21 protein-coding genes are annotated in these 20814 nt (G+C 35.2%); 2 read left to right on the plus strand and 19 right to left on the minus strand.

What is annotated here, in order from left to right:
- Positions 1 to 109 precede the first annotated feature (109 nt).
- The 11 genes from ES674_RS05770 to ES674_RS05820 form a co-directional block, all read right to left on the minus strand.
- Positions 110 to 754 (minus strand): O-methyltransferase, encoded by a 645-nt coding sequence (locus ES674_RS05770; protein ID WP_148403017.1) that lies wholly within the window; start codon positions 752 to 754, stop codon positions 110 to 112.
- A 180-nt stretch (positions 755 to 934) separates the two neighbouring features.
- On the minus strand, positions 935 to 2023 hold the full coding sequence (locus ES674_RS05775; RefSeq protein ID WP_148403018.1) for an amidohydrolase family protein: 1089 nt from the start codon (positions 2021 to 2023) through the stop codon (positions 935 to 937).
- A 48-nt stretch (positions 2024 to 2071) separates the two neighbouring features.
- A complete protein-coding gene (locus ES674_RS05780) occupies positions 2072 to 2605 on the minus strand; it encodes a 3-hydroxyanthranilate 3,4-dioxygenase (protein ID WP_148403019.1) in 534 nt (177 codons plus the stop codon).
- A gap of 293 nt (positions 2606 to 2898) precedes the next feature.
- Positions 2899 to 3348, minus strand: coding sequence for a hypothetical protein (locus tag ES674_RS05785; RefSeq protein WP_148403020.1), 450 nt, complete (start codon positions 3346 to 3348; stop codon positions 2899 to 2901).
- 8 nt (positions 3349 to 3356) lie between these two features.
- Positions 3357 to 4139, minus strand: coding sequence for an SDR family oxidoreductase (locus tag ES674_RS05790; RefSeq protein WP_148403021.1), 783 nt, complete (start codon positions 4137 to 4139; stop codon positions 3357 to 3359).
- 118 nt (positions 4140 to 4257) lie between these two features.
- Complete coding sequence (locus tag ES674_RS05795) at positions 4258 to 5664, minus strand: aldehyde dehydrogenase (RefSeq protein WP_148403650.1); 1407 nt, start codon at positions 5662 to 5664, stop codon at positions 4258 to 4260.
- A gap of 187 nt (positions 5665 to 5851) precedes the next feature.
- Positions 5852 to 6292, minus strand: coding sequence for a RidA family protein (locus ES674_RS05800; RefSeq protein ID WP_148403022.1), 441 nt, complete (start codon positions 6290 to 6292; stop codon positions 5852 to 5854).
- A 122-nt stretch (positions 6293 to 6414) separates the two neighbouring features.
- A complete protein-coding gene (locus ES674_RS05805; RefSeq protein ID WP_148403023.1) occupies positions 6415 to 7821 on the minus strand; it encodes an FAD-dependent oxidoreductase in 1407 nt (468 codons plus the stop codon).
- Complete coding sequence (locus tag ES674_RS05810; RefSeq protein WP_148403024.1) at positions 7811 to 8152, minus strand: hypothetical protein; 342 nt, start codon at positions 8150 to 8152, stop codon at positions 7811 to 7813. Before ES674_RS05810 ends, ES674_RS05805 begins: the two co-directional genes overlap by 11 nt.
- Before the next feature lies 1 nt (position 8153).
- Positions 8154 to 9425, minus strand: coding sequence for a kynureninase (gene kynU, locus ES674_RS05815; protein ID WP_148403025.1), 1272 nt, complete (start codon positions 9423 to 9425; stop codon positions 8154 to 8156).
- A gap of 174 nt (positions 9426 to 9599) precedes the next feature.
- A complete protein-coding gene (locus tag ES674_RS05820; RefSeq protein WP_148403026.1) occupies positions 9600 to 10274 on the minus strand; it encodes a hypothetical protein in 675 nt (224 codons plus the stop codon).
- A 60-nt stretch (positions 10275 to 10334) separates the two neighbouring features.
- On the opposite strand from ES674_RS05820, the gene ES674_RS05825 reads away from it, so the two are divergent.
- The gene (locus ES674_RS05825) at positions 10335 to 11138 is read left to right on the plus strand and encodes a class I SAM-dependent methyltransferase (protein WP_148403027.1); all 804 of its coding nucleotides are present in this window, start codon (positions 10335 to 10337) and stop codon (positions 11136 to 11138) included.
- Positions 11139 to 11185: 47 nt separating this feature from the next.
- Here ES674_RS05825 and msrA read toward each other — a convergent pair whose 3' ends face one another.
- The 3 genes from msrA to ES674_RS05840 form a co-directional block, all read right to left on the minus strand.
- Complete coding sequence (gene msrA, locus ES674_RS05830) at positions 11186 to 11842, minus strand: peptide-methionine (S)-S-oxide reductase MsrA (RefSeq protein ID WP_148403028.1); 657 nt, start codon at positions 11840 to 11842, stop codon at positions 11186 to 11188.
- A 120-nt stretch (positions 11843 to 11962) separates the two neighbouring features.
- A complete protein-coding gene (locus ES674_RS05835; protein WP_148403029.1) occupies positions 11963 to 12742 on the minus strand; it encodes a zinc ribbon domain-containing protein in 780 nt (259 codons plus the stop codon).
- A gap of 3 nt (positions 12743 to 12745) precedes the next feature.
- Complete coding sequence (locus ES674_RS05840) at positions 12746 to 13861, minus strand: Nif3-like dinuclear metal center hexameric protein (protein ID WP_148403030.1); 1116 nt, start codon at positions 13859 to 13861, stop codon at positions 12746 to 12748.
- A 47-nt stretch (positions 13862 to 13908) separates the two neighbouring features.
- Here ES674_RS05840 and lpxK point away from each other — a divergent pair, with 47 nt between their 5' ends.
- Positions 13909 to 14919, plus strand: a complete 1011-nt coding sequence (gene lpxK, locus ES674_RS05845) for a tetraacyldisaccharide 4'-kinase (RefSeq protein ID WP_148403031.1) — start codon at positions 13909 to 13911, stop codon at positions 14917 to 14919.
- Here the strand turns inward: lpxK and ES674_RS05850 are convergent.
- The 5 genes from ES674_RS05850 to ES674_RS05870 form a co-directional block, all read right to left on the minus strand.
- A complete protein-coding gene (locus ES674_RS05850; RefSeq protein ID WP_246125979.1) occupies positions 14916 to 16988 on the minus strand; it encodes a tetratricopeptide repeat-containing hybrid sensor histidine kinase/response regulator in 2073 nt (690 codons plus the stop codon). The two genes, lpxK and ES674_RS05850, sit on opposite strands and share 4 nt — an antisense overlap.
- A gap of 204 nt (positions 16989 to 17192) precedes the next feature.
- Complete coding sequence (gap, locus tag ES674_RS05855) at positions 17193 to 18191, minus strand: type I glyceraldehyde-3-phosphate dehydrogenase (protein ID WP_148403032.1); 999 nt, start codon at positions 18189 to 18191, stop codon at positions 17193 to 17195.
- Positions 18191 to 19069, minus strand: a complete 879-nt coding sequence (lipA, locus tag ES674_RS05860) for a lipoyl synthase (RefSeq protein WP_148403033.1) — start codon at positions 19067 to 19069, stop codon at positions 18191 to 18193. The genes gap and lipA overlap by 1 nt, the downstream gene beginning before the upstream one ends.
- 84 nt (positions 19070 to 19153) lie before the next feature.
- Positions 19154 to 19708: an RNA polymerase sigma factor gene (locus ES674_RS05865; RefSeq protein ID WP_148403034.1), complete on the minus strand. Its 555-nt coding sequence runs from the start codon at positions 19706 to 19708 to the stop codon at positions 19154 to 19156.
- Positions 19699 to 20811, minus strand: coding sequence for a glycosyltransferase (locus ES674_RS05870; RefSeq protein WP_148403035.1), 1113 nt, complete (start codon positions 20809 to 20811; stop codon positions 19699 to 19701). The genes ES674_RS05865 and ES674_RS05870 overlap by 10 nt, the downstream gene beginning before the upstream one ends.
- Between the last annotated feature and the right edge of the window lie 3 nt (positions 20812 to 20814).

Below are 20814 nucleotides of genomic sequence, written 5' to 3' on the forward strand. Positions count from 1 at the left end.
AGGATTTAGATAACACAACAACATGATGTGAAATCGTTTATCTGATTTATAACTGACAGAAACCAAGTTAGCTAAATTTATACAAACAGATTCCTGCTTCCGCAGGAATTTACAACTTCCTACTAATAGTCATGCCATCACGAATGGGCAACAAAACCGTTTCTACCCGTGAATCTTCTTTCAGTAATTTATTGTAAGCAATAAGTGCCGGGGTAGAAGTGTCATCCTTTTTAAAGCTTGTATCAAGCACTTTTCCGCTCCAAAGCACATTATCAGACAAGATAATGCCACCTGTATTTAAACGGGCTATAATTAACTCAAAATAGGCTGCATAATTATCCTTGTCGGCGTCAATAAACACCAAATCGAATTTTTTATTAAGGGTTGGAATAATATCTAAAGCATTTCCTAAATGTTGGTGAATTTGCTTTCCATAGTCAGATTTGTCAAAATACATCCTTTGGAAATCTACTAATTCTTCATTTATATCAATGGTATGAAGTTCGCCCGTTTTTTGAATCCCTTCTGCTAAACATAAAGCTGAATATCCTGTATAGGTACCAATTTCTAAAATGTTTTCAGGATTTACCAATTTGGAAAGCATACTTAAAACACGACCTTGATAATGCCCGCTTAACATGCGTGGCTGCAAAATTTTCTGGTAGGTTTCGCGTGTTAATTGCTGTAGTAATGCCGGCTCGTCTTCCGAATGGTTTACAACATACGTATCTAAATCTTCTGAAAGGAAATGCATTATTTCAAGTTATGAGTTATGAGATATCTGTTATGAGTTATGGGTTGTCCGGTTGAGCGCCATATCTCACGACAGGCAGGCAGTCGAAACCTATTTCAAATAGTGAAATATAATCTAGGCGCATTCAACTTATAACATTCTATAAAAATATAAATTACTGTTGTATTGGAGCAGAGACCCTTATCCTAAAATCCGATTCACTAATTTCTTTTTGGCAGCTTCATCATCACCACAAAGCCACTGAATCACGTTATCTTCCCAAATAGCATCACGCTCCGTTTCGCTAATAATTTTTTGTTCCATGGCCAAGTCCAAAATCTTTCCTGGGTAAGATGATTGTTGGGCGCTTTCCATTTCTCCTAAAGGATACGGATCATCCAGTCCCATTAATACTTGCTTGGATCCTTGATTTTTTATCAATAATTGCAGTCCGCCGGTATCATGAACAAGCGTATCAAAAAATATGTTTTTGTGTCCAACCGCTTTTCTTGGATGACTTTTCCCTTCAAATAAATCCGGTCTACCATCAAAACCTTGAATACGTCTGCCTAAATTAATTTGTGCTAATTGTCCGCCATGCGCAAAACAGGTTCGCATATTTGGGTATTTATCTTGGTAACCATTTAAAGTTAAAAAATGATAGGCATCAGCACATTGCGCCAACATCCATATCAAATGAAAACGCCAAGATGTATTTTCCAATTTTATAAATTTTTCACCATCATACGGGTGAATTTCTACTGCTAAATTATATTTGTTGGCCAGTTCAAAAATAGGCTCATTTTCTTCATCAAAAATACAACGCCAAGTACCAATCGTATCCATGTAATGCGTTGGAAGGCAAAGTAATTGCATGCCTAATTCGTTAACGCAGCGTTCAATTTCCCAACAAGCACCATCTACAAAACCAGGATGAACTACAAAACCACAGGTAAATTTACTTGGATTTTCACGTTGGGCTTTCGCATTAAAATCATTTTGAAAACGTAAAGCTTTGCGCATTTCTTCCACGCGTAACCCGTTTCCATATAATTGAGAAAGGTTTAAAACCACCGCATGGTCAATATTAAAACGCTCCATCCACGCTAACTTTTCATCTAAAAAGAAACTAGAATCCGTAATTGGTCGGTTCCAATCTTTTTGAAGCATGAATTTCCGATCTTTATCTACCCAGAAAATTTCCTTATCCTGCATAAATTGCGGAATTTCCTCTGGATAGGGAAGTAGGTGAGAGTGACCGTTAATGCGAAGTTTTCGTCTAGATTCCATAAGTTATTGTGCGCTGTAAAATGTTTGTTTAATATTAAAAAAAGCTATTTAATCAATCTGAACTTTTTTTGGCGGCTCCATCGTTTCGCCACAATTAGGACACTGGCGTTTTTGGGTATCGCTGTAATATTTGTCGAAAATTACCGGCATATCGGTTTCAATATTTTCAACAGTAAAATCCTCTTCGTATAGTTTGGTTGTGCAATTTTCGCAGAACCATAACAAGGCATCACGCATACCTTCTGGACGCTTATATTCAATAACCAATCCGACAGTATTGGCTTCTCTTTGCGGGGAATGAGGTACTTTTGGTGGTAATAAATAAATATCACCTTCTCTAATATGCACATCTTTTGGCGTGCCATTATCAATTATTTTCAGCACCATATCACCCTCCACTTGGTAGAAAAATTCGGGTGTTTCGTTGTAGTGATAATCCTTTCGGTTATTCGGTCCACCAACAACCATCACAATAAAATCGCCATCTTTCCAGACTACTTTATTTCCAACTGGTGGTTTTAATAAATGTCTATTTTCCTCAATCCAAGCCTTGAAATTTAAAGGCGAAACTAATTGACTCATAAGCTATTTGTTTTTTTGGGCGTTCCGTTACTTCGCTTAAGCTGCGTAACGTCAGGCTTTCGCAAGTCGCTTCCCGATGAAAAAATCGGGAGAGCTCCAACAATTGCTCAATCCTTAACGCAGAATAATCTTATAAATATACAAAGACCTCACAGGTTTTGAAAACCTGTGAGGTCTATTTTTATAAACAATTTTAATTTGTTCGTTTTTCGAACGCTTCACCTTGTTTAGGTTCATTAGAATTGGTTATACCTTAACTGATAAATTATGAAAACGTAAATTCTCATTTGGAATCAATTTGTGATATAATCACTGGTATTTATTTTCCGCTTCTTACCAAATTGAAGGTCTATTATTTTATAGGAGTCGTTAACGAATTCAACCGTAAAGTAAATTTGATACCGCGGTTTTAATTCCGATTTTGTCTTTTTGTAAAAGTTCCGCTCGTACCAAACAATATTTCGGTCATCATTAATATAATGGTGCGCATTAGAATTTGCGTTTTTTCTGGTATACTCTAATGATAAGAATGCCGATTCGGTGTTTAAGTATACACGGTCTACCGTATTGGGGTTTTCCAACAACGGTATCACATTATTACTATTGTTAAATTGAATCCAATTAGCAATTTCTTCAACCGCTGGTAACTGATCTATTTCCGCATTCGAATAATTTTCTATAACATATTGAGCGTGACCAATGGCGGATAACATCAGAAATAGGCACGTGATGTAGGTTTTCATATGTTTTTTTATAAGCTTTTAGTACGCCCACCGTCAACAGGTAGATTGATACCGTTTATATAACCAGCGCGTTCACTTGCTAAAAAAATTATAGCATCCGCTAATTCTTCTGGTTTGGCAAAACGTTTGGCAGGAACCGCTTGTTTCATAGCATTGGCAGCTTCTTCTTCAGTATTACCAGATTTAGCCGATTTGTTTTTAATTATTTCCGCTAACCGATCCGTTCCTGTAGCGCCGGGCAACACATTATTAACCGTGATTCCAAAAGATCCTAATTCGTTAGATAAGGTTTTACTCCAATTGGCAACGGCACCACGAATGGTATTACTAACACCCAAACCGTCCAAAGGTTGTTTCACGGATGTAGAGATAACGTTTACAATCCGACCATAACCCGCTTCTTTCATAAACGGAACAACCGCTTGCGCTAAAACGTGATTACATTTTAAATGCTGGGTAAACGCTTTTTGAAATTCATCTAGATTTGCCGAAAAAACAGGTCCGCCTGCTGGCCCACCCGTATTATTTACTAAAATATGAAACCCATTATTTTCAGAAATGAATTCTGATACTTTTTGATGTAATTCCTCTGGATTTGAAAAATCAGCAACAATATAACTATGTCTTCCTCCTTTTGGTAATTCGGCTAAAACAGCTTTTAACTTCTCTTCGTTTCTGGCAATTAAAGTTACGTTAGCGCCTTCGGAAGCTAAAGACATAGCTGTTGCTTTTCCAATTCCTGCTGTACTTCCGCAAACTAGTGCGTTTTTATTATTTAAGTTTAGATTCATAATGTTCCCATCCTAACCTTCCCCAAGGGAAGGAACTCCTGTTTTGGGTAGCGGAGTTCGTTAATATTTATTTTTTATTCCCGTCTCACTACCTCCCTTTGGGAGGGTCGGGGTGGGATTAATACTTTATACAAACATTCTTCGCTTCGGTAAAAAAGCGCAAAGCTTCAAATCCGCCTTCTCTACCAACGCCTGATGCTTTTACACCACCAAAAGGTGTGCGTAAATCGCGCATCAACCAAGTGTTAACCCAGACAATACCGACTTGTAATTTGTTACTCATTCTCATGGTGCGTTTTAAATCGTTGGTCCATAAGGTAGCTGATAAACCATATTTGACTTTATTGGCCATTTGCAAAACGTCATCTTCTGTTTGAAATGGCATAATTGTGACAACAGGTCCGAAAATTTCTTCTTGGTTTACCCGACATTCATCCGTTGGAACTTCAATAACGGTCGGTTCTAAATAATACCCATTTTCAAATCCCGGAATGGTTACTTGATTACCGCCACACAAAATAGTTCCGTTTTCGTCTTTGGCAATTTGGATATATTCCAGTACTTTTTCTAAATGTGGTTTGGAAACCAATGCCCCAATATCGGTGGTGCTTTCCGATGGATGTCCCACTTTTAAAGCTTTAACTTTCGCAACGAAATCGTTTTTGAATTTCTCGTAAATGGATGCTTCAACAAAAATGCGACTACCGCATAAACAAATCTGCCCTTGATTGGCAAATGAGGATTTGACAGTAGTATTCAACATATCGTCATAATCACAATCCGCAAAAATGATGTTGGGGTTTTTTCCGCCTAATTCTAAAGATAATTTTTTAAACATCGGTGCAGCTATTCTGGCAATATGCGCGCCAGTTGCTGTTCCACCTGTAAAAGAAATGGCTTTAATATCGGGATGTTCAATAATAGCTTGACCTGTTGAGCCACCTAAACCGTGAACAATATTTAAAACACCTTTTGGTAAACCGGCTTCATTACAAATTTGGCCTAATAAATAAGCCGTCATGGGTGTCACTTCACTTGGTTTAGCAACTACGCAGTTTCCGGCAGCAATAGCTGGGGCAATTTTCCAAGTAAATAAATACAACGGTAAATTCCAAGGTGAAATACAACCCACCACACCAATTGGTTGGCGTAGCGTGTAATTTATGGCATCTTGACCAACACTTTCATGACTTTCACTAGAAAACTGTGTGATAGCGTTGGCAAAAAAGCGAAAATTACTTGAAGCTCTTGGAATGTCAATAGCTTTTGCTAAAATAATAGGTTTGCCGTTATCCTTACTTTCGGCTTCGGCGAGAGCATCTAAATTCTGCTCAATTAATTCCGAAATTTTAAGCATAATGCGACTACGTTCATCTAAAGTTGTTTTCGACCAAGTAGGAAAAGCTGATTTTGCTGCTATATAGGCATTCTCAACATCTTCTTTTGATGAATTTGGAATTTGCCCATATATTTTGCCACAAGAAGGATCGTAATTGTCCAACCACCCATTAGCAATGGGAGGCATGAATTTTCCGTTTATATAATTTTTAATTCCTGCGAAGGCAGGAATCTCTATGTTTTCTGCTATGGTTCCCACTTGCTAGTGATTTTATCTAAAGTTCTCTGTATTGAGAATATAGAATTTTTATAAATTCCGATTTAAAAGAATCTAGTAACCTCGAATTCTTTTCGTCTTTTTATGAGACTCCTACCTACGCAGGAGTTGGTTTATAAGCCGTCACCTTAATTTCCACGACCAAATCGGGGTGTGGTAATTGGTGTACGGCAACCGTTGTTCTAGTTGGACCTGTTTCCTTATCGAAAAATTCCGCGTAGGCTTTATTATAACCGGCAAAATCGTTCATATTAACTAAAAAGGACGACACATCAACCACATCTTTTATAGACGCCCCAACGGTTTGTAAATTCTTGTCAATATTCTTTAAAATTTCACGTGTTTGAACTTCGGCGTTAAGGTGTTTTGTTCCCATTTCGTCAATAATATCGACGCCAGCAATCGTATTATCTGCTTTACGTGAACTAGTTCCCGATACAAATATAAAATCGCCGACACGTTTTACGGCTGGATAGGCTCCTCTTGGTGTTACCTTCGTTCCTGCGGAGGCAGGAGCCTCATTTTTTTTATCGCTCATAATATAATCCCATCCTAACCTTCCCAAAGGGAAGGGACTCTTACTCGGGCGGTTAAGAGTGCTTAATTAATAATTTTACCGTTTTCTATACTCCCACCCTTTGGGAGGGCAGGGGCGGGATTTTACTTATTTGCTAAAATCGCTTCTGTTTCTGCTTTTACTTTCTCTAAAATTAGACCTAATTCTTCTTTGCTTAAATTTTTACTGTGACTAATTCTGCCATCCGCGAGCATATTCAATATGGCTTTATCTTGTGCACGACCTCGCAACATGGCTTCTCGATAACCAACTTCTTCATTAAACGTAACTAATGAGTATTTTGAGGAATACTCATTAGGGAATGTTTTTTCGAAAGCCATCTCTAAACTGCGTTTTTCTCTGAAATTCGGGTGATTTACATGACCTTTCATTTCATGGAAATTATCGATTGCTAGATCCGCAATGGCATCGGTATCTTGTTTTCGAGATTTTTCATAAGCCTTAAAAATAGATTCCCAGTCTTCATGTCCTTCATCTAAAACTTTATCAAATTCAACAACATCTTCAAAAGAAGCATTCATGCCTTGTCCGTAAAATGGCACAATAGCATGGGCGGAATCACCCATTAAAAGCGCGTTGCCTTTATAATGCCATGGCGAACATTTAACAGTTCCTAAAGGTGCTGTAGGATTTGCGAAGAAATCTTCCACCAAATTCGGCATTAAATCCAAAGCATCTTTAAAATATTTGGTAAAGAATTCTAAAACGCGCTCTTTGGTTGTTAAGTTATTGAAATTATAGTCGCCTTCCTCATAACTTAAAAACAAGGTTACGGTAAAACTACCATCTAAATTTGGCAAGGCAATTAGCATAAAAGCTTCACGTCCCCAAATGTGCAAAGCGTTTTTATAGGTTTTATAACTGCCGTTTTCACCTGGCAGAATGCTTAATTCTTTATAACCATGGCTTAAATAGTCTTGTGAAAAACTAAATAAAAATTTTCGTCCTAAATAATAACTTTGACGAAGAGCAGAACCAGCGCCGTCTGTAGCGATAATGATATCGGCATCTTCTATGAATTCTTTTTTGGTATCGAATTCAGTAAAATGCGCGGTGGTATTTTCAAAATCTACCGATTCGCATTTTCTGTTGAAATATATGTTGACATTATCATGTTTTTCCGCTTCATCTAAAAGCAAAGCATTCAACATACCTCGAGAAATAGAATTAATATATTCATGCTCGCGACCACTATATGGTGCAAGCGTTGTGTTTCCTTCAATATCGTGCAATAAACGGCCATTCATAGGAATACAAAGTGGTTCAATTTTATCTTGAATACCTACCAAATTCATAGCTTTAATACCCCGATCGGAAAGTGCTAAATTAATAGAACGACCAGCGCTAATATCGGTTTTTCGTAAATCGGGACGCATTTCAATCACGGTAACCTTATAGCCGCGTTGACCTAAACGCAAGGCTAAAAGTGAACCACAAAGTCCGGCGCCAATGATGAGTATGTTTTGTTTTTCTGAACCGCTATTCTGCATGTAATTGATGTTTTATGTATTGATAATCATCGTATTCTAATTTTAAGTCTGTTAGCGACACCTTTTTTTCTTCGTTATTTAGTGTGAAAAAGGTTAGCACATCGGACTTTGAATTAAAACTAATTTTGTAAAAATCGTTGTATTCTATATTGTGCTTAATACTATCTTTTTGAGTTATTATAATTCGCTTATCCGTTATTATGAAAAAGTTGTTTCTTCTTTCTGTAAATAAACTTAAAACTCCTAATAATTGGTATTGCCAAAAGGCTATATCACTTTTAGTTTTTATTTTAACGATTACTTTTTCTCCAGAAATTAATTTTTGAAACATATTAATTTTCTAATATTTCTTTTAAACGTTCCACCATTCTGTAAACATCTTCATAAGAATTGTATAATGGAATGGGTGCACAGCGAATAACGTCAGGTTCGCGCCAATCACTAATAACGCCGGCTTCGGTTAATTTATCATGTAAACTTCTGTCCGCATTTTTAACCTGAATAGACAATTGACATCCGCGTTCGTCTGGATTTTCAGGTGTAATGATTCGAATAGCATCTTCGCCTATTTGCTTTAGTAGAAACTCAAAATAAGCTGTAAGATTTCGCGATTTTTCATTTAGTTTTTTCATGCCAACTTCTGCAAACATATCTAATGACGCTAAAATAGCGGCCATAGATAAAATAGGAGGGTTGCTTAATTGCCAGCCTTCAGCACCAGGAATAACATCAAATTCATCCCGCATTTTAAAGCGCGTTTCTTTATTATGACTCCACCAACCTGTTAAGCGATTTAAACTTTCGTCATGTGCATGACGCTCATGGACAAAGCAACCACCTAAACTGCCAGGACCAGAATTTAAATATTTATAGGTACACCATACGGCAAAATCCGCACCTGAATCGTGAAGGTTTAATTCCACATTTCCGGCGCCATGCGCGCAATCAAAACCAACCACGCAACCGTGTTTATGTCCGAGTTCGGTAATGCGTTTCAAATCGAAAAACTGTCCTGTGTAATAATTAACACCGCCAATCATTACTAATGCCACTTCTTGGCCGTGCGCTTCTAAAATGGCTTCTAAATCTTCATAACGCAGTAATTCCTCACCTTCACGCGCTTTCCAAAGTATTAAACCATCTTTATCATCGTAACCATGATGACGTAACTGCGATTCTACAGCATATTTATCAGATGGAAAAGCATCTGCTTCAATGACAATTTTATAACGCTTGGCAGTTGGTTTGTAAAAAGAAACCATCATAAAGTGCAAGTTGGCCGTTAAGGTATTCATAACAACCACTTCTATAGGTTTGGCGCCAACTACTTTTGCCATGCTTTCCGTTAAAAATTCATGATATCGCAACCAAGGTCTTTTAGCATGTGTATGACCTTCAACACCTAGATTTGCCCAATCTTCTAATTCCTGATTTATATAATCTTTGGTCGCTTTTGGTTGTAAACCTAAAGAGTTTCCACAGAGGTAAATCATGTCACTTCCTTGTTTGTCTTTAGGAATATGAAATTGATTTCTATAAGCGGCTAATGTGTCGTTTTTGTCTTGGTTTTTTGCGAAATCAAGACCAGTTTGGAAGTTGGACAAAGTGTTTTGTTTTTCGGTTTCACACAAAAATAAGAATTATAATTTTAGGAATGACCGCTAAAAAGAAAAAGCACTTCAACCATTGATTGAAGTGCTTTCTGAATATATATATAGACGCTTGAAGCGGGATATTTCTATATATACGTGTAAACTATATGTTTGGATGTTTCCGAATTAATTTATGCTAACATAGGTAAAAAATAACTCCCAATTATCTTCTGTTTTCTTATGACTTAAAGACATCAATAACCCTTTTAAATCCGTGTTATTTTCCCATGTTGATACCATAGTGGGTTCTGCAGAGTTTCCTTTTCTGTAAATCCATTCTTCAATAAGGTAATCATCATTGTAAAAAAAATCGTAGGCATCACCAGGTGTGTAACCACCATCATTTGGATAGGTTACAGTTAATTTATTAAGCTTTTTTTGGCTAATTGGCGCTAATTCTTGAACGGGTTCTGATTTTGTTGTTCCAGAATCCCAAACTAAATTGTAAGGTGCTAACAACCAGAATTTATCATTAACAAAGGCTTGATCTGCCCTAATTAAAGTACTGTCCATATTATTTCTGTTATAATTTAACGTATCGCTGCCTGATGTAAAGTAGATATCGTTAGTTTTTGGCGACCATTTCCAAGAGCGTTTAAAAAGCGTTGAATCTTTTTTTACATTAAATGAAAAGGTTATTTCGTTAACCGTGTCCCAATTTTCGATACCATAAGCTTGTGCTATTTTTTCGGAAACTGTTAATGGTGTTTCATCTAACTCGGTCGTGGTTTTATTGTCTTTATCTGTTTTACAAGACATAATTACTAGTGAAATAGTAAAAAGAAGAACGTATTTTTTCATGGGTATAAAGTTTAAGAAGTTGTAAAGTTATAGTAAATTAGGCAGAAATATTGCGCGATTATGGATTTAGAAAAAAACTATTTTTTCATAAATAAACAGACTTGGAATACTAAAGTGAAAGTTCATTCAGAAAGTGAAATGTACGATATGTGTGCTTTTAAATCGGGCAAATCCTCTTTAATGTCATATGAATTAGAGGCTTTAGGAAATGTTTCTGGAAAGTCTTTATTGCACTTGCAATGTCATTTTGGTCAAGATACTTTAAGTTGGAGTAGGTTAGGAGCTAAATGTGTTGGTGTCGATTTAAGTGATGAAGGTATCAAATTAGCCAAAGAATTAAACGTGGAATTACAATTGGATGCTGAATTTGTTTGCTGCAATGTTTTAGATACATCGGAGCATATTTCGGAACAATTTGATATTGTTTTCACCAGTTATGGTGTGATAGGATGGTTGCCGGATTTAAAGCCTTGGGGAAAAATGATTGCTGAACGTCTTAAAGTTGGCGGTACTTTTTTTATGGCTGAATTTCATCCTATAGTTTGGATGTTTGATTATTTAGAAGGTAAACCCGCTATGAAATATGGTTATATGCAGGATGAACCTATTTATGAAGAATATGAAGGTACATACGCCAAACAAGATTCTAAAATGATAAGTAAGGAATATGGTTGGAATCACGGTTTAAGTGAAGTCATCAATGCGTTAACCGTAGCTGGATTACATATTGAATATTTAAATGAATATTCCGAAAGTCCTTATAATGTGTTGCCTAATTTAATTAAAACAAAAAACGGCATGTATAAGACTGCCGCTGATTTGTATCCTTTAATTTTCACGTTAAAAGCAACTAAAATAAAATAAAAAATCATTCTGAATACACGATTTTGTAGTCAGAATGATTGAATTGTTTAATGATTTGCTTTTAGAATTTCAGGCATTTTTCGTTTGAAATTATTTAATCTAGGAATCGATACATTTTGGATGTAAGGATTATCTGGGTTTAAACGCTCATAGTTTTGATGATAATCTTCCGCATTCCAAAACTTTTGAAATGGATAGACTTCAGCCGCAACTTTTATGTCTAACTGTTTTTCCAATGCTGCTATTTTTTTTGAAATAATAGCTTTCTGTTCCGCATTCTGATAAAATATAATTGAACGGTATTGAGAACCATTATCTGGACCTTGACCATTTACTTGCGCTGGATTTTGAGATGCAAAATACACATCTAATAAGGTTTCAAAACTAACCACTTTCGGGTCGTAAATTACTTCCACAGCTTCGGCATGACCCGTTCTTCCCGTATTACTAGACTCGTAAGTTGGGTTAGCGGTATGACCACCTGCATAACCAGAAATAGATTCTTCTACGCCTATTACACTTTCATAAACGGCTTCTACACACCAGAAACAACCACTGGCAAAATAGGCTTTTGCTTTTCCGTTTTGGATGGCAACCTCAATAGGTTCCGCATTCATAATATCTTGTTGTTTTGGGTTAACTTGTGCTGTGTTATTACAACTAAATAACATAGCCACGAAGACTATTACGAGTAACTTATTCATAGTTTTATTTTTGTATTAAGTCGAATGAAATGTAAAATCCTTATAAATTAAATACTAAAGTTATATTAAAAAAAAAGCCCTCAATAGTTTGAGGGCTTTTATATAATTAAGAATTTGCTTTTATAATTTAGCAAAAAGCTTTTCCATTTTCGTGCGTTCTTCGTCAGCTAATGCCGCGTCTACTAAAATACGACCACTGTGTTCGTCAGTGATGATTTTTTTACGAGCTGCAATCTCCATTTGAACTTGTGGCGGAATAGTAAAGAAAGATCCACCTGCTGCACCTCTTTCAATTGGCACAACTGCTAATCCATTTTTTACGTTCGTTCTGATTCTCGTGTAAGCAGCAACTAAACGCTCTTCGATAGATTTTTTAAATTCGTCCGATTTTTTAACCAGTGCTTCTTCTTCTTTTTCAGTTTCAGCTAGAATGTCATCCAATTCACCTTTTTTATGCTTCAGGTGTGTCTGGCGTTCCTTTAGGCGTTCTTTAGTTTGTGCTACCACATCCTTTTTCTGCTCAATTTGAACTTTAAACTCGTTGATGTTTTTGTCAGCTAATTGAATTTCTAATTCTTGAAACTCAATTTCTTTTGAAATAGAGTTGAATTCTCTATTATTACGAACATTTTTTTGTTGCTCGTTATACTTTTTGATAAGTGCTTTGGCTTCTTCAATCAAGTTCTTTTTAGAACTGATGTCATTTTTGATTACATCCAAGCTGTCTTCAAGCTTTTCGTATCTGGTGTTTAGGCCAGCAACTTCATCTTCTAAATCGCGTACTTCTAAAGGAAGTTCTCCACGAACATTTCTAATTTCATCGATGCGAGAGTCTACAAGTTGTAAATCATACAATGCTCTTAAACGCTCTTCTACCGTTGCTTCTTTCTTCTTTGCCATACTCTAATAATACTTAACAGGATTTGTATTGGTATTTGATAAAATGAGCCTACCTTCCGGTAAGGCAGGTGCAAAATTAGTGATTTTTTTCATAAGAAATGCTACTAAAAGGTTTTTTGTGAACTGCTCACTTTCATAATGTCCAATATCAGCAAGAATCAAGGCTTTTTCTGCTTGAAAAAAATCATGATATTTTAAATCTGCTGTTATAAATATATCAGCTCCAGCACGTTTAGCGGCCGAAATAGCAAAGCTACCTGAGCCACCCAAAACAGCAACCTTAAGAATTGGTTTATTTAGTAAAGCAGAATGTCTAATCGTATTTGTTTGCATGTGATTTTTCAAATAATTCAAAAAATCAACTTCTTCCATCGGAATCTCTAAAGTACCAATCATTCCCATGCCAATATGCTGATTGGTGTTCTCTATACTGATGATTTCATAGGCCACTTCTTCATAAGAATGTGTGGTGAAAAGTGCTTTTAAGATTTGCGATTCTAAATGTTTTGGAAAGGTTACTGAAATTTGAGTTTCAGACTCGGAATGATCTTTTAAAATTTCGCCTTTAGTAGGATTGGAATCTTCTCTACCTCTAAACGTGCCAGTTCCTTCTAAATTAAAACTACAATGATCATAATTGCCAATACTTCCAGCGCCCGCTTTAAAAAGTGCTTCTCGGATAGCGGCCGCTTCAGCAATGGGTGCATAGGTAGTTAGTTTTTTTATGGTGCCCAATTGTGGAATAAGAATCTGTCTGTTTTTTAAATTCAATTTTTCACAAATCATATCATTTACACCTTGAAACGAATTATCTAGTGCTGTATGAATAGCGAAAATGGCAATATTATGTTGAATGGCTTTTATAACCACACGCTCCACATAATTTTTCCCAGTAATTTTTTTTAAACCAGAAAAAATAATAGGATGAAAACTAACAATCAGGTTACATTTGTTTGCTATGGCTTCATCAATTACAGCTTCTGTAGTATCTAATGTTACTAAAATTCCCGAAATAGTTTCCTGGTTATTACCAACCAATAAACCCACATTATCAAAATCTTCAGCGTAGGAAGTGGGTGCGAAATTTTCTAAAGAATCTATAACGTCTTGAACAATCATTTCTTTTTATGTTTAAGTTCAAAGATAAAATAATTACTTTCGTTGTTATGAAGCTTCTGCGAAAAATATTAGTTCCTATTGTTCCCATTTACTATTTGGTAACGTGGTTGCGAAATCGGTTTTACGATTGGGGAATTTTTAAGAGCAAATCTTACAATCAAGCCATTATTTGCGTTGGTAATTTAAGTACGGGCGGCACCGGAAAGTCACCTATGATTGAGTTTTTAATTGAACGTCTTAAAAACTCCTATCAAATAGCAACCTTAAGCCGCGGTTATAAAAGAGAAACAGATGGTTTTAGACTGGCCAATGATTCTGATAATGCGAAAACGTTAGGGGATGAACCTTTTCAGTTTTATAATAAATACCATAACGAAATTCAAGTTTCAGTTGATTCCAACCGCCAACGAGGTATTGAAAACTTAATGGGTTTAAGCAAAAAGCCAGATGTTATTTTATTGGATGATGCTTTTCAACATCGGAAAGTTAGCGCGGGATTTAATATTTTACTCACCACCTATCACGAATTATATACAGATGATTGGGTTTTGCCTACTGGCAATCTGCGCGAACCAAAACAAGGCGCTAAACGTGCTCAAATAATTGTAGTTACTAAATGTCCTGAAGAAATTTCAACGTCTGAAAAAGAACAGATTATTTCAAAGTTGAAACCTGAAACATTTCAACAGGTATTCTTTAGTTCTATTGGGTATTCTGATCTTGTTTTTTCAGAAAATGAATCAAGAAGTTTGATGGATTTAGAATCTTTTACTCTGATTACAGGTATTGCTAATGCAAATCCGTTGGTTGCGTATTTGAAAAATAAAGGATTAGAGTTTGAACATTTAAATTTCCCAGATCATCACGTTTTTACGGATTCTGATATCAATAAACTAGAGGAAAAAGGTTTGTTGCTTACCACGGAAAAAGACTTTATGCGTTTAAAAACTTTTCAAAGTCTGAATGCTAATTTGTTTTATCTACCTATTAAAGCAGTTGTTCACGAGGAAGAAGTTTTTAATACTTCTATATTGAACTATGTAAATACAGAGGTTTAAACTGTTTTAGTTTCGCCATTATCAATTAATGCTTCGTACAGTTTTTTCTCAAAATCCTCTTGTTTAAATGGTTTCGAAATAATATCTGTAAAACCAGCTTCATCAAATTCATGCATTTTATCTTCAATAGTCACGGCCGTTAAAGCAAAAATAGTCAAGTCTTTATTGAATTCCCTGATAAGTCTAGTCGCTTCAAGTCCGCTGATTCCTGGCATATGAATATCCATTAAAATCACATCGTAATTTTCGTTCCGGGCTTTTTCAACGGCTTCTTCACCATTATCAACGATGTCGCAATTAAGCTTCATTTTGTTCAGGATCTTTTTAGTAATCATTTGATTAATCTTGTTATCCTCAACAACCAAAATTTTAATATTGTCTAAATCTATATCCGCTATATTACTGAAATATTCAATCTTTTTAGGTTTAGCAACAGGTTCAGAATATTTCATAGGAACTTCAAACGTAAATTTAGAGCCTTTGCCTAATTCACTTTTTAGATAAATATTTCCTTTTAAAATATCAATTAAACCTTTCACAATAGATAAGCCTAAACCGGTTCCACCATATTTACGGTTAATTTGAATAGATCCTTGAGAAAAACTTTCAAACAAACGCTCCTGTTTCTCCTTACTAATGCCAATTCCATTATCCTCAACTTCAAAACGGATGGTGTAATTATCACCATCTTGATTCAGTTTTTTAGCACGAATCCAAATATTTCCATCTTTTGTAAACTTGATGGAGTTACCTATTAAATTGATCAAGATTTGCGAAATTTTAAGTTGATCTGCATTATAAGTTTCAGGAATATCACTGTCATATTCTAAATGCAATTTGGTATTATTATCATTGGCTGAATTATTAAGAGCCGCGATAACATTGGTCATTTTCTTTTTAAGGTTGAAATTTTCTGGTTCAATATCGACTTTACTCGCTTCAATTTTATTTATTTGAAGAATATCATTAATAAAGGTTAGCAAATATTCTCCCGAAAATTTAAGTGACTTTAAATGTTGAACTTGGTTGGGTTTTGGATCTTCATCCAATAACATATTTGTTAATCCTGTAACAGCGTAGAGCGGTGTTCGTAATTCATGAGTTACAGTAGATAGGAAATTAGCTTTTGTTTTAGATGCTAATTCAGCTTTTTCCATGGCAACAATCAGTTCACTATTTTTAATGTGAAGCATATTGTTGGTTTTTAAACGAATATTATTGTTTTTGTAAAGTGATAATGTTAGTAAGGATAAAATAGTAATTAAGGCTATACTTAAAATAGTAGTTAGCTTACTTAAATTATTTTCTTTGATTTTTTCCTCTAAATTCGCGGCTTGTTCCTTTTGAAATTCAGTTTGATTATTCAATAAGATTTTAACGCGTTTCTCTGGCGAAAGGTTATCACGTTTAACCTGAAGCAAAGAATCAGATAAATTCATGTGTTTTCTTAAGTAATCGGCTGAAGCTTGATAATCGCCATTTTTTTCATTTAATTCGCTTAAAATTAAATAGCCATTGCTTAAAATAGTATGAAATTTATAATCTTTCGCTAGTTTAACACCATCCATTGTGTAGCGTAATCCTTCTTTATCATTACCTAAATTTGTTAAAGCTAATCCATTATGGATCATGGCACTACTTCTAATTTTATCTAAATCGTAGCGTTTTGACAAGCTAATGGATTTTTCCAATTGCTTGTTGGCTTTATCATAATCATTTAATTTAAGGAGTGTTTTACCTTCATTAAGAAGAACTTCTGCTACAAAATCGTCTAAACCTTCTTGTGCAAAAAGCGTGTTGGCGGATACGTAATAATCTAGAGCTTGCCTGTAATCTTTTTTACTGCTGTAAACATTACCAATAATTTTGTAAGTCTCGGCTCGGTTAACATCATCTTTAATAATGCGTTGAATTTCATTAGCTCTAAATAAACTTACAAGTGCAGCGTCTGGTTCTTCAATAATGTATTGGAGTTTACCAAGTTTGGCATAAATAATTCCGATACTTTTTTTGGTGCTTATTTTTTCAGCAAGTGCTAAAGCTATTTCCAGTTTTTTTTTGGGCCTCAAAATAGTTGCTGCTTTCAATATCCTGTTGCGCCTGATTTATTTTGTAGTCAATGTTAATCTGAATAGTCTCATGATCTTCATTAATTTCATTTTGAGCTGAAAGGCTAAAACTTAACAGCATTAATAAAGCACCTATATATTTATATTTCTGGGACATTTCAGCTTAACTATTATAAACAAATATAATTATTTGGCAGATAAAAGTTATTTTTTTGCCGACAAAAAGCAAATTAAATCAATGATTCTTTGGGAGTAGGCCGTTTCGTTATCATACCAGCCAATAATTTTAACCATGTTTCCAATAACCGAGGTCATTTCTGAATCGAAAACACAAGAATTGGGATTTCCTACGATATCTATGGAGACAATCGGGTCTTCTGTATAAGCGAGCACATTTTTTAAATACCCTTCAGAAGCTGTTTTAAAAGCCGTGTTAATAGCTTCAATACTGACCGCTTTTTCAACGTTAAAGGTAATATCAGTTAAGGAACCATTTGCAACAGGAACGCGAATTCCGCAACCACCGATAACATCAGAAAGTTCAGGGAAAATACGTGTTAAAGCTTTTGCAGCACCGGTTGTAGTTGGTACAATAGATTGTCCAGCTGCACGCGCACGACGTAAATCACGATGTGGTTGGTCATGCAAACTTTGGTCTGTAGTGTAAGAATGAACGGTTGTAATATAAGCCTGTTTTATGCCGCATAACTTATTAATAACATCCATCATGGGTGCGGCATTGTTGGTGGTACAAGACGCATTTGATATTATAGTTTCAGTTCCATCCAAACTAGATTCATTGATGCCCATTACAATAGTTTTGATGGCATCATCTTCTGGAGGAACACTTAAAATAACGCGTTTGGCACCATTTTCCAGATGATGTTGTAAAGCTTCGGTTGTTTTAAATTTACCGGTGGCTTCAATTACATAATCCACATTAGACGTTTTCCAGTTAATATTTTCTGGAGAATTATGATGGGATAAACTTATTTTCTGATCGTTAACCAAAATATGGTCTTCGTCATAGGAGATTTCTTCATGAAAAATACCATGAATACTATCGTATTTTAATAAATGACTCAAGGTTCTAGAATCGGCTAAATCATTTATGGCCACCACTTCTAAAAGTGGATGATTATGCAATAGTCTGAAAACACGTCTGCCAATTCGGCCGAAACCGTTAATGCCTATTCGAATCATTAATTAATATGTTTTTGTGCTTTATAAGAAGAACGAACCAGCGCACTACTTTCCACATGTCTGAAGCCTAAATCTAATCCAATTTCTCTGTATTCTTCAAACTGATCTGGAGTTACAAAACTTTGAACAGGTAAGTGTTTTTTACTAGGTTGTAGATATTGACCAATGGTTACTACATCCACATCATGCGCTCTTAAATCGTGAAGTGTTTCAATTACTTCCTCGCGCTTTTCACCTAAACCAAGCATAATGCCCGATTTAGTTCTGCGTTGTCCTTGCGATTTTAAATATTTTAAAACCCCTAAACTACGATCATATTTAGCTTGAATGCGGACCTCACGCGTTAAACGACGTACGGTTTCAATATTATGAGAAACCACTTCTGGCGCAACAGCAATAATTCTATCAATATGTTGTTCTATACCTTGAAAATCAGGAATAAGCGTTTCTAAAGTTGTATCAGGATTCATACGTCTCACAGATTGTACAGTTTCTGCCCACATAATACTTCCCATATCTTTTAAATCATCACGATCTACACTGGTTAAAACGGCATGTTTAATTTGCATGAGTTTAATAGAACGTGCTACTTTTTCAGGTTCATCCCAATCTACCGTTTCTGGTCTACCGGTTTTAACGCCACAAAAGCCGCAAGAACGTGTACAAACATTTCCTAAAATCATGAATGTTGCGGTACCTTCTCCCCAGCATTCTCCCATATTTGGGCAACTTCCAGAGGTGCAAATTGTATTTAAACTGTATTTGTCAACCAAGGTGCGCAATTCGGTATATTTTTTACCGGTCGGCAATTTTACACGCAGCCATTTAGGTTTGGCTTGTCTTTCAGGTAAAATACTTGGAGCTGTTTCTATTTTCATATACTAAAATTTGCTTTGCAAAGATACAAAGTATTATGGAAAAAATATATGGATTCCGTTAAAGTCCTATTAAGTAAAATAGACTTAAGATGGGCTAGAATGAATGATTTCTGCGAGTAATTTCTTGGCGCGAAGCAACTTAACTTTCACGTTGTTAATGGGTTCGTCTATTTCTGTTGAAATTTCTTTGTAACTCAACTCTTGAAAATATCTTAAATTGATGACTTCCTGGTAATGTGGTTTCAATTTTTTAATGTCGCGAAGTAAATTTGCTAAATTTTGTTCAGAAATTAATTTATCAGCTGGTGAAGGTGAATCATCTAAAATATCTTGATAGTTCTCGTCATCTCGAATCGTAATATTTTGGGAAATGGAGTTCTTTTGTTTCCGCACTAAATCAATGTGAATATTCTTGGAAATAGTAATCAACCAAGTTTTAAAATTATAGTCACTTTTGTAAGTATCTATTTTATCAAAAGCTTTTGAAAACGTTTGGATGGTAATATCCTCGGCATCATTTTCGTTTTTAACCCGTTTTAATTGGAAGCCATAGACATAGTCCCAAAAGGTATCCAATAAAAAATTAAAGGCTTTTTGGTCATTGCTTTTGGCACGTTCAATAGCTTGATTTATTTCCAATGTTTAGGTTTTGATACGAGGTTGGATATAAATATAGTCAATTGAAAAATAATTAAAAAGAATTCTAAAAAAGGAAGTAGTGGCAAGAGGTCTTGCTCGTCTAATTTTTTGGCTGTGTATGTTACAATTATAAATTGACTGATAAAGCGCAAAAGCAGAAAACACAAGATAACTTCCCAATAAAATAAAAAGCTTAAAAGAATAATTCCAGAAAGCCAGAATAATAATTGTGACGCGTAAAATAAACCTAAAAGAACTTTATGAACTGGTTTATAATGATTGGCCGTTGTAACGTGACGTTTTTTCTGATTTACCCAAGACTTAAAGGTTGTTTCAGGATGCGAAATAGTAAAACTATCTTTAGATACGCAAACACTGGTATTAGTAGCTGTTGCAATTTCATTGATAAACAAGTCATCGTCGCCAGAGCGAATATGCATATGTTTCATGAAACCGCTAGCTTTAAAAAAATCGTCTTTAGTATAAGCTAAATTTCGGCCAACACCCATATAAGGCATTCCGATTTTAGCAAACGATAAATACTGCATGGCGGTAAATAAGGTTTCAAAACGAATTAATTTATTGAGTAAAGATTTTTTAATTTTAAAGTAGCCACCATAACCTAAAACAATATGTTTTTCAGAACTAAAATGAGCACTCATTTGAGAAATCCAATTGCTTGAAATAGGTTTGCAGTCGGCATCTGTAAATAATAAATGGTTATGCGTTGCAGCCTTGATGCCTAAAGTTAGTGCGTATTTTTTATTGGCCCAAAAGGCTTCATTATTTCTAACGTTTACTATTTTAATATTGGAATGTTTAAAAGCAAAATCTTCCATAACTTCCAATGAATAGTCATAAGAAGCATCGTTAATTAAAACAATTTCAAAATTGGGGTAATTTTGACTAATTACTGAAGGTAGAAATTCTTTTAAGTTTTCTTCTTCGTTTTTAGCACATATTATAACGGAAATCGGAATGTTTTTAGGAACGGGTACCGTTTCTTTTTGAAAAGCAAATTGACTAAAAAAGATCAAATAATAGGCAACCTGAAAACTCGCTACTATGATAAACACATAGTAGAGAATGTCTAATATGAGCATTAA

Origin of the sequence: Bizionia myxarmorum (assembly GCF_008086205.1) — a bacterium.
GTDB classification, from domain to species: Bacteria; Bacteroidota; Bacteroidia; order Flavobacteriales; family Flavobacteriaceae; genus Algorimicrobium; species Algorimicrobium myxarmorum.

What these genes read in the sequence shown, in the direction of transcription:
- gap (WP_148403032.1), bottom strand. Translation starts at nt 18,191, where the DNA reads ATGATTCGAATAGGCATTAACGGTTTCGGCCGAATTGGCAGACGTGTT.
- ES674_RS05775 (WP_148403018.1), bottom strand. Translation starts at nt 2,023, where the DNA reads ATGGAATCTAGACGAAAACTTCGCATTAACGGTCACTCTCACCTACTT.
- ES674_RS05795 (WP_148403650.1), bottom strand. Translation starts at nt 5,664, where the DNA reads ATGCCTCCCATTGCTAATGGGTGGTTGGACAATTACGATCCTTCTTGT.
- ES674_RS05785 (WP_148403020.1), bottom strand. Translation starts at nt 3,348, where the DNA reads ATGAAAACCTACATCACGTGCCTATTTCTGATGTTATCCGCCATTGGT.
- msrA (WP_148403028.1), bottom strand. Translation starts at nt 11,842, where the DNA reads ATGAATAAGTTACTCGTAATAGTCTTCGTGGCTATGTTATTTAGTTGT.
- ES674_RS05780 (WP_148403019.1), bottom strand. Translation starts at nt 2,605, where the DNA reads ATGAGTCAATTAGTTTCGCCTTTAAATTTCAAGGCTTGGATTGAGGAA.
- ES674_RS05825 (WP_148403027.1), top strand. Translation starts at nt 10,335, where the DNA reads ATGGATTTAGAAAAAAACTATTTTTTCATAAATAAACAGACTTGGAAT.
- ES674_RS05770 (WP_148403017.1), bottom strand. Translation starts at nt 754, where the DNA reads ATGCATTTCCTTTCAGAAGATTTAGATACGTATGTTGTAAACCATTCG.
- ES674_RS05805 (WP_148403023.1), bottom strand. Translation starts at nt 7,821, where the DNA reads ATGCAGAATAGCGGTTCAGAAAAACAAAACATACTCATCATTGGCGCC.
- ES674_RS05790 (WP_148403021.1), bottom strand. Translation starts at nt 4,139, where the DNA reads ATGAATCTAAACTTAAATAATAAAAACGCACTAGTTTGCGGAAGTACA.
- ES674_RS05870 (WP_148403035.1), bottom strand. Translation starts at nt 20,811, where the DNA reads ATGCTCATATTAGACATTCTCTACTATGTGTTTATCATAGTAGCGAGT.
- lipA (WP_148403033.1), bottom strand. Translation starts at nt 19,069, where the DNA reads ATGAAAATAGAAACAGCTCCAAGTATTTTACCTGAAAGACAAGCCAAA.
- ES674_RS05810 (WP_148403024.1), bottom strand. Translation starts at nt 8,152, where the DNA reads ATGTTTCAAAAATTAATTTCTGGAGAAAAAGTAATCGTTAAAATAAAA.
- ES674_RS05820 (WP_148403026.1), bottom strand. Translation starts at nt 10,274, where the DNA reads ATGAAAAAATACGTTCTTCTTTTTACTATTTCACTAGTAATTATGTCT.
- ES674_RS05840 (WP_148403030.1), bottom strand. Translation starts at nt 13,861, where the DNA reads ATGATTGTTCAAGACGTTATAGATTCTTTAGAAAATTTCGCACCCACT.
- lpxK (WP_148403031.1), top strand. Translation starts at nt 13,909, where the DNA reads ATGAAGCTTCTGCGAAAAATATTAGTTCCTATTGTTCCCATTTACTAT.
- ES674_RS05835 (WP_148403029.1), bottom strand. Translation starts at nt 12,742, where the DNA reads ATGGCAAAGAAGAAAGAAGCAACGGTAGAAGAGCGTTTAAGAGCATTG.
- ES674_RS05800 (WP_148403022.1), bottom strand. Translation starts at nt 6,292, where the DNA reads ATGAGCGATAAAAAAAATGAGGCTCCTGCCTCCGCAGGAACGAAGGTA.